We start from the raw sequence: 8,678 nt of genomic DNA on the forward strand, positions 1-8,678 counted from the left end.
CCGATGACCTGGCTCGGCTCGGCGTGGTCTGGGCTGCTCGGGCCGAAGCGGCATGGCTCGCGGGCGACGACGGAGCCGCTCGCGCCGAAGCCCAGGCCGGCCTCGCGGCGGCCGCCGAGCATGCCGACCCGTGGTTGGTGGGCCACCTGCGCCGGTGGGCCCATCTGGCTGGTGGTCCGGTCGACGATGCGCCGACCGCCGACACGGTCACGCCGTATCGACTCGAAGTCAGCGGCGATTGGGCGGCCGCAGCCGCCGATTGGACCCGCCTCGGCTGTCCCTATGACATGGCTATCGCCGGGCTCGGCGGTGACGTCGACGCCGTCGCAGCCGCTCTGGACACGTTCCGCGGCCTGGGTGCACGCGCCGCCGCGCGCCGCGCGCAGGAACGCCTCGCGCAACTACGCGGCCGCAGCCCAGATACCCGTCGCAAAGCCACCATCGCCGATCCATACGGACTCACAGAACGTGAACGCGAAGTACTCAAAGTCCTTGCAGCAGGCCACAGCGATGCCGAGATCGCCAGTGCCCTGTTCATCAGCCCCAAGACGGCCAACCGGCACGTAGGCGCGATCCTCTCCAAACTCGGCGTGCGAAACCGCACGCAAGCCGCGGCCTACGCCCACCAACAGTTGCCGCCGGAGCCGCAGAACTCCTAGCGCACCGCGCCTGGTGGTGGGGCGTGCTCGCCAAAGCGTCCAGTGCGTCAAGGCGCCTCCCGAGATCGGCGATTACCGCGGGAGCCAAGAGACGTCGTTCCCGCCGCAGCCGTCAGACTTGGGTCTCCCCGCATAAGCCAGGCTAATGCAGCCGCAATATCATTAGCTGTTCTGCGTCAGCCTAACCTCGTACCGTCAACCGCATGGCCACCCCTGTCGTCGTCGGATTCCTTGCCTCGTTCACGCTGATCGCCGCCATCGGCGCGCAGAACGCGTTCGTGCTGCGCCAGGGCATCCGTCGCGAGCATGTCGCGGCCGTGGTGACACTGTGCACGGTGTCCGACATCGTCCTGATCGCGGCGGGCATCGCCGGCTTCGGCGCACTGATCAACGCCCACCCCGCCGCGGTCGACGTCGCCCGTTACGGCGGCGCGCTGTTCCTCATCGGCTATGGACTACTCGCCGCCTGGCGCGCGTGGCGTCCGTCGGGGCTGACTCCGGCCGAGAAGGGACCGGCCCGGCTCGTCGACGTGCTGATCACCTGCGCCGCAATGACATGGCTCAACCCCCACGTCTACCTCGACACCGTTGTCCTGCTCGGCGCATTGGCCAACGAGCACCGCGACGACCGCTGGCTGTTCGGCATCGGCGCCGTCACCGCGAGCGCCGTGTGGTTCGTCGGCCTCGGCCTCGGGGCCCGCCGGCTGGCCGGACTGTTCGCCTCCCCGGTGACGTGGCGCGTCCTCGACGGCCTGATCGCCGTCGTGATGATCACGCTCGGTGTCACCGTCGCCATCGGCTGACCTGCCGTCAGAAGAAGCCCGAATCCGGCAGCGCCGCACCGTTGACCGCGACATCGCCCAGCACCCGCGCCTTGTACACCGTCGGATTGTGGGAGAACAGTGTCCGCAGATTCCGCCAATGCCGGTCCAGGTGCGCCGATGCCCGGATCGCCGACGCACCACCTGCGTCGAACACCCGCGACGCCGCGCGCAGCGCCGGTTGCTCGATCGCCACCTTCACCCTTGCGGCGGCGATCGCGGCCCTGTTCTCCAGCTCGGGGTCCACGCCCCGAACCCGCGCCGCGTCCAGGGCCGGCGCCAGATCGGCCGCAGCGCTGCGCACCAGCGCCTGCGCCGCATAGGCGATCGCGTCGATCTCGCCCACCGCCTCGAGGACCTGCGGATCGGCGGTCGGATCGCCCGTGGCGAAGGTATAGGTGCGCCTGCGGTTCCGCACCAAGGCGGCGGACTCGACGGCCAGCGTGCGCAGGATTCCGGCGGCGACCGCGTGCAGGTACAACTGCACGAACGTGCCGCGTGACCGGTCGACGCCTATCTTGGTGCCCAGTCGCAGGACTTCGTCACCGAACACCTCGACATCGTGGAATATGGTTGTGCCGCTGCCTGTCTGGCGTTGCCCGATACCGTCCCAGTCGTCGGCGTGTACCACCCCGGTGCGGTCGGCCGGGATGATCACCGCCACCGGCCGCCCGTCGTCGGCCTGTGCCGTCACCCGCAGGTAGTCAGAGAACTGCGCGCCGGTGCTGTAGAACTTCTGGCCGCTCAGCCGCAGTCCTGCGTCGCCCCGGATCAGCCGGGTGTCGTAACTCTGGCCGCCGACCGCACGGGTGCTCTGTTCGGAACTGGCGCCGCCGATCAGGCCGCCCTCGGCGACCACCCGGACCCACCGCTCGTTCTCCGGCCGGTGCGGAGTGCGCTGCAGCTCCTCGACCACCGAATAGTGCACCCGCAGAATGTGTGCGAGGTCCGGATCGGCGGCCGCCAGCGCGATCAGGTGGTCGAAGAACTCCAGCAGCGTGTCACCCCGGCCACCGCGATCGGCGGTCAGACGCACCGCTCCCAGCCGGTGTTCGCGCACGAGTCGCAGACCCAGCAGCGGCGCTTCGACATCGCCGTCCGCCAGACGGCGCCGGTAGTCGGCGGTGATCTCGTCGAGCACCTCGGCGTCGGGCGAATGCGGCGCCCCCCGCTCGGACAGCAGCGGTTCCACGGTCATGGCGGTCAGTCCCTCTCTGGTGGTTCGTCGGAGATCCAGGCGTCGTAGAACCACGGCACCGAGTTCGCGGCGTTGGCGAAGCCGCGCACCCGCGGTGCGACGGCGAAGATCTGGGTGTCCTCGAGCAGCGGGATCGCATACGCGTTGTCGATCACATAGTCGTTGTACTCGCGCAGCACCTCCACCCGCCGCTGCGGATCCGTCGCGGTGACCTGTTCATGCAGTAACCGGTCGATGGTGGGGTCGGCTCCGTCGAGGGCGTACAGGTCACCGAACTCACTGCCGTAGTTCTGCCACAGCCGGACCGGATCCGCTGTGGGCCAGCCGTTCCGCCGCAGGCCGACCGAATCCTCGACGCTGGCCGTCGGATAGTTGGCGAAGTCGGTCTGCCGGATCACCAGGCGGATGCCGACGCGACCCAGTTGGCGCTGGATCAGTTCGTACATCGGTTTGGCCGTGTGGTCGTAGACGTCGACGTAGATCTTGACCGCGAGTTCCTGACCGTCCTTCTCCCGGAAGCCCGCGTCGTTGACGTGGGTCCACCCGGAGGCCTCCAGCCTGCGCACCGCCTCGGCTGGGTCGTATCGGACGGCGTCACTGCGGTCGGTGTAGCCGGGGAAGTTCCTCGTGACGATGTTCTGCGCCGGCTTCCAGTTGTAGGTGTAGAGCGTGCGCAGGATCTCCTCGCGGTCGATGCCGAAACCGATCGCCCTGCGGACGTTGACGTCGCGCAGGAACGGCGCGCTCTGCCGGATGTCGAGGGTGTTGGCCAGGCCTGGTGTGCGCAATCCCCGGACGTCGAAACCCTCACGCGCCATCAGTCGTTCGTCCGGCGGCTGACTGTATCTGATGGCATCGGCCTGGCCGGCCCGCAGCGCGCCCACCCGGACGCTGTCCTCGGTGACCGGGATGACCGTGACGGTGTCGAGGTAGGCCTCGCCCTGGTGCGGTGCCGTCGCCGGCGCCCAGTCGTAGCCGCGCCGCTTGGCCAGCACGATCTTCTTGTCGGGGATCTCCGACTCAGCGACGAAGGGTCCCGAGCCGATCAGGTTCGTCACCACCGACTGCTCCTCCTTGGTCGCCTCGATGGTGGCGTCGGCGACCAGGCCCGCGGTGTTCAGCGTCAGCACGGGGATGAACGGGGCGAACGGCTCGGGCAGGGTGACGCGGACGGTTCGGGTGTCGTTGTCGGCGGTGATGTCGGAGATCTCCGGGAAGTAGGTGTTCCGGACGATGCCCTTCGGCTTGTCCCCCTTGGCCTGCCACCACAGGTTGCGACGTACCGCCTCGGCGTCGAGTGGCTGGCCGTTGCTGAACGTCACACCGTCGCGAATCGTGAACGTGTACTGCGTTTTCGACGGGTCGACGGTCCACTTCTCGGCGATCCACGGCACGAACTCGAAGGTCTTGGGATCCTGGTAGACCAGCCGGTCGAGCATCTGATCCTTGAGCAGGCTGTTCTGCCAGTAGCTCACCTGGATCTGCAGCGAGGCGGGCGCCTCGGCGTCGAGGTACACGAGGTGTCCGCCCCGACCCGTCGCCGACGGGTTCGGGTCCGCCGCCTTGGCGCTGCACGCACCGGCCAACAGTGCCGCAGTGACGGCCACCGCGGCCACGGCCCTGCTCCGCATCGTCAGGCCGCCCGCGCCGGCGCGCCGGGCACCGCGTCGAGCAGGCGTCTGGTGTAGTCCGCGACAGGCGCGGCGAACACCTGGGCCACCGGCCCCGTTTCGACCAGGCGGCCGTGTTCGAGCACGCTGACTTCGTCGGCGATCTGCCGGACCAGGCTGAGGTCGTGGGAGATGAACAGATACGTCAGTCCGAGCTCGCGCTGCAGGTCGATGAGCAGGTCCACCACCTGCGCCTGCACGGTGACGTCGAGCGCGGACGTCGGCTCGTCGAGCACGAGGGCCGGCGGTTGCAACACCAGGGCCCTGGCGAGTACGACGCGCTGCCGCTGCCCGCCGGAGATCTCTCGTGGTCTGCGGTCGACCAGGGCGTCGGACAGCCCCACCCGGTCGAGCGCCTCGGCCACCCGGCGCCGCCGCTCTGCGCGCGTGCCCACGCCGCTGATGCGCAGCGGCTCGGCAACCGAGTCACCGATGGTGAAGCGCGGGTCGAGCGCCGCCGTCGGGTTCTGCTGCACCATCTGCAGCACCCGGGCCTGTTCGCGCTGCCGGACGGCGCTGAAGTGGGTCCCGGGTGTACGGACGAGCCCGTCGACGCTCACCTCGCCCTCGTCGAACCCGCTCAGCCCCGCCAGGATTCGCGCAACAGTCGTCTTGCCCGAGCCCGATTCACCGACGAGGGCGTGGATCGATCCTCGTGCGACCTCCAGGTTCACCCCGTCGAGCGCGGCCACGCCGCCGTAGCGCTTGACCAGGCCGTCCACGCGGAGGAGGGCCTCACCGTCCGGCACCGGGACGCTGCGACGCCGGTACTTGTCGGGGGTCAGCGCCGGAGCGTCGGCGATGAGCTGGCGGGTGTAGTCGTCCTTCGGGTTTCCCAGCACCACCGCGGTGGCACCGGTCTCCCGCACCTGCCCGTCGCGCAGGACGACGACGTGGTCGCTGTGGTGCTCGGCGAGGGCGAGGTCGTGGGTGATGAAGACGACGCCGAGACCGCGCTCGCGACGCAGTTCGTCGAGCAGATCGAGGATGCGCTGCTGCACCGTCACGTCGAGGGCCGAGGTCGGCTCGTCGGCGATGAGCAGCCGAGGGTTCCCCGCGATGGCGATCGCAATCAGGACCCGTTGGAGCTGGCCGCCCGAGAGCTGATGCGGGTAGTCGCCTACGCGGCGCCCCGGGTCGACGATGCCGACGCGGTCGAGCAGGTCGACCGCCCTGCTGTGCGCTTCCCGGCGGTCCGCGACGCCGTGCACGGTGAGCACCTCGGCCACCTGATGTCCGATCTTCTTCAACGGGTCGAGCGAGCCGAGCGGATCTTGAGGTACGAATCCCACTGTGGCGCCGCGTAGCTCACGCCACTGCCGCTGGGTGAGGTCGGTGACGTCTCGGCCGCCGACCGCGATGCGGCCGCCGGTGACCGTCCCGTTCTCCGGCAGCAGGCCCTGCACGGCGCGGGCGATGGTCGACTTCCCTGAGCCGGACTGGCCGACGACGGCGACCACGGCGCCGGGTTCGACGTCGAAGGACACATTCCGCACCACCGGGCCCTCCCGGTTCAGCCGGTCCCGGCGCGACCGCGGGGTGTACTCGATCGTCAGCCCGGTGACGGACAGCAACGGAGTCGGACTCATGTCAACCGACCTTCTTTCGGACGATGTGGGCGAGGCGGGACAGGCTCATCACGGTCAGGACGATGGCCAGCGACGGGAACAGCACCAGATGCGGTGCGCTGTTGATGTAGTTGCGGCCCTCGGATATCAGCAGGCCCCACTCGGGTTCTGGGGGTTGCGCCCCGTACCCGAGGAAGCTCAGCGACGCGATGGCCAGGATCGCGGTCCCGAACTGCAGGGCGGCCAGCGACAGCACCGCCGAGTAGGAATTCGGCAGGACGTGGCGGAACAGCAGTGCCGTGTGTCCGGCGCCGAGGTGCTCGCTCGCTTCGACGAACGGCAGGTTGCGGGTGGCCAGCACCTCCGAGCGGGCCAGCCTCGCGAACACCGCGATCGACGAGACACCGACGGCGATGGCGGCGTTGACCGTCCCGAAGCCCAGCGCGACGATGATCGTGATCGACAGCAGCAGCGTCGGTATCGACAGCAGGACGTCGACGACACGGCTGATCACACTGTCGGTGGCGCGGCCGAAATACGCGGCGAACAGTCCGAGCGCCGTGCCGACCACCAGACCGATGATCACTGCGATGAACGAGCCCGCAATGGTGGCCGCCGTGCCTTCGACCACACGGCTGAGCAGGTCGCGGCCGATGTAGTCGGTGCCGAAGGGATGAGCGAGGCTCGGCGCAGCCAACGGGTCGGCGGGGTTCTCCCGCAGCGGGTCGTACGGGCTGATCAAACGTGGCGCGATGATCATGGCGGCGACGAGCAGCAGGAACAGCAGCGGCGGGACGTCCACGACGTCCACCGGCAGACGTCGGCGGATACGTGGCAGGGTGACGCGGGGCAGCGCCTCGACGACGGTCATGCGGTCACCGCCGCACGCCGCAGTACCCGGGTCCGGTTCACCGTCGCCGGGCCGGCGACGCGGCCGATGCGCGGGTCGATCAACGGGTAGAGCAGGTCGACCGCGAGGTTGATGACCACGAACGTGACCGACACGGTGATGACCACGGCCTGGATGATCGGGGTGTCCTGATTGCGCACCGCGGATTCGGTGAGGTAGCCGATCCCGGTGCGGTTGAAGATGGTCTCGGTGATCACCGATCCGGCAAGCAGTTCTCCGACGGTGATGGCGACGATGGTGACCGTGGGGATCGACCCGTTCTTCACGAGGTGACCGAAGACGAGTCGCTCGTTGCTCAGCCCCTTGGCCCGAAGCACCTCGACGTAGGGCTGCCCGGCGGCGTTGCTCAACCCCTGGATGAGCACCTGGGCGATCGGCGCCGCGACGGGCAGCGCCAAGGGCAGTGCCGCCATCACCGTCGACTTCAACCCCTCGTCCTCGACTGCCGACACCCAGCCCAGACTGAATGAGAACACCTGCAGCGCTATGAGTCCCGTGACGAACACCGGTACCGACAGGAATGCCGGCGGCAGTGACCGGGCGGCCTCCCGCACGCCTGCCCACGGCGCGAACACCGCGGCAAGGGCTATCACGAACCCGAGGGCGGCGGCGAGCACGAACGCCACCCCGGCCAGCGCGAGGGTCGACGGCAACGCATGGGCGAGCAGGCGTGACACCTCCTGGCCGCTGTTCAACGAGTATCCGATGTCACCGGCGAACAGTCGCTGTACCGACACACCGAACTGCACGATGGCCGGATCGCTGAGCCGGTAGTAGTCACGCAGCGCCTGCGCGTCGTCGTCGGAGATCGGGTTCTCGGGATTGGAGATCTGCGTCTCGATCGGATCGCCCGGCAGCACGTTCAGTACGAAAAAGACTGCGGTGTAGGCCAGTACGATCACGATGATCGACTGCCCGATGCGCCGCAGCGCGAAGGTGGTCACCCGATGAAACGTAAGACGGCCGCGGTGACACAGACAGGGTTCTGTGCGTAAGAATTCTTAATCCGACGGTGAACCTGCGCTTAACCGTTGCTCTCGTTGAGCTTTCGGCTACGCGTGAGCACAATCGTTGTACCGGTGGCCGATCGCCGTACCGTCGACCGCATGCCTGTGCTTGCTCCCGGCGGATTGTCGGTCGGCGTGGAGATCGTCGGTGACGAGTACCAGTCGGCACGCGCGATCGGCTCTCTCACAGCGACTCTCGAGCGTTCCGGCGTGCACTACCTGGTGATCGGCGCCGAGCGCGGCGAACCGGGGTACCTCCCGGCGACGAGTCTCGACCCGTCCGTCGTCGCGACCGTCGCCGCCAGGCACAGCACCGAGATCGGTGTGGTGGTCGCCGCCGCGGCGCACCGCGACCACCCCTACAACCTGGCCCGTCGCCTGCTGTCGGTGGACCACGCCGCCCGGGGGCGGGTGGGCTGGCTGGCCCTGGACACCGACCGACGGATCGGGCTCGACGCCCAATCCGACACCTGGACCGGAGCCCGGTTGGATCCGGCTCACACGGCCGAGGCGGTGGCGGCGGTGCGGGCCCTCTGGCGGACATGGCCGCTGGGGTCCGTGCTCGGCGACCGGGAGACGGGCGTCTTCACCGACACGTCGCAGATCCGGCACGCCGACGTCGACGGTGTGTATTCCATCGCGGGCCCGATGAACGTGCCCGGATCGCTTCAGGGCGACCTCCCGGTGTGGCAGCACGACAGCCCCGCAGTCAGGGATGCCGACCTGGTGATCGTCGAGGAGGACGAGCCGGTCCCCGACCGGCCCGCGGTGGTGCGGCTGCGGGCCGCCGTCGGGCTCGAGGCGACCCTCGAGCGCCTGAGCCGCACCGCCGGCGCTGTCGGAGT

At 69.0% G+C, this 8,678-nt stretch carries 8 protein-coding genes; 3 read left to right on the plus strand and 5 right to left on the minus strand.

The genetic code is table 11. The features are described from left to right. Positions 1-659 (plus strand): helix-turn-helix domain-containing protein (locus Q2100_RS05250; RefSeq protein WP_302913120.1); only part of this gene is annotated, 659 nt, incomplete at its 5' end. A gap of 203 nt (positions 660-862) precedes the next feature. Further along, positions 863-1,462: an L-lysine exporter gene (lysE, locus tag Q2100_RS05255; RefSeq protein ID WP_302913121.1), complete on the plus strand. Its 600-nt coding sequence runs from the start codon at positions 863-865 to the stop codon at positions 1,460-1,462. Between the two features lie 7 nt (positions 1,463-1,469). On the opposite strand, the gene Q2100_RS05260 is transcribed toward lysE, so the two are convergent. The 5 genes from Q2100_RS05260 to Q2100_RS05280 are packed head-to-tail and all read right to left on the minus strand — an operon-like array spanning position 1,470 to position 7,770. Continuing rightward, positions 1,470-2,678, minus strand: coding sequence for an acyl-CoA dehydrogenase family protein (locus Q2100_RS05260; RefSeq protein WP_302913122.1), 1,209 nt, complete (start codon positions 2,676-2,678; stop codon positions 1,470-1,472). Positions 2,679-2,683: 5 nt separating this feature from the next. Beyond that, a complete protein-coding gene (locus Q2100_RS05265; RefSeq protein ID WP_302913123.1) occupies positions 2,684-4,294 on the minus strand; it encodes an ABC transporter substrate-binding protein in 1,611 nt (536 codons plus the stop codon). Positions 4,295-4,311: 17 nt separating this feature from the next. Next, positions 4,312-5,937, minus strand: a complete 1,626-nt coding sequence (locus tag Q2100_RS05270; protein ID WP_302913124.1) for a dipeptide ABC transporter ATP-binding protein — start codon at positions 5,935-5,937, stop codon at positions 4,312-4,314. Between the two features lies 1 nt (position 5,938). Continuing rightward, a complete protein-coding gene (locus tag Q2100_RS05275) occupies positions 5,939-6,787 on the minus strand; it encodes an ABC transporter permease (RefSeq protein WP_302913125.1) in 849 nt (282 codons plus the stop codon). Further along, complete coding sequence (locus tag Q2100_RS05280; RefSeq protein WP_302913126.1) at positions 6,784-7,770, minus strand: ABC transporter permease; 987 nt, start codon at positions 7,768-7,770, stop codon at positions 6,784-6,786. The genes Q2100_RS05275 and Q2100_RS05280 overlap by 4 nt, the downstream gene beginning before the upstream one ends. Before the next feature lie 162 nt (positions 7,771-7,932). Here Q2100_RS05280 and Q2100_RS05285 point away from each other — a divergent pair. Next, positions 7,933-8,678 (plus strand): LLM class oxidoreductase (locus tag Q2100_RS05285; protein ID WP_302913127.1); only part of this gene is annotated, 746 nt, incomplete at its 3' end.

The sequence above is a fragment of the Mycolicibacterium arseniciresistens genome (assembly GCF_030519285.1).
Taxonomy (GTDB): Bacteria; Actinomycetota; Actinomycetes; order Mycobacteriales; family Mycobacteriaceae; genus Mycobacterium; species Mycobacterium arseniciresistens.

Bases quoted from the DNA above. Each gene is read 5' to 3' on its own strand.
- Q2100_RS05260 (WP_302913122.1), bottom strand. From the start codon at position 2,678: ATGACCGTGGAACCGCTGCTGTCCGAGCGGGGGGCGCCGCATTCGCCC.
- Q2100_RS05270 (WP_302913124.1), bottom strand. From the start codon at position 5,937: ATGAGTCCGACTCCGTTGCTGTCCGTCACCGGGCTGACGATCGAGTAC.
- lysE (WP_302913121.1), top strand. From the start codon at position 863: ATGGCCACCCCTGTCGTCGTCGGATTCCTTGCCTCGTTCACGCTGATC.
- Q2100_RS05275 (WP_302913125.1), bottom strand. From the start codon at position 6,787: ATGACCGTCGTCGAGGCGCTGCCCCGCGTCACCCTGCCACGTATCCGC.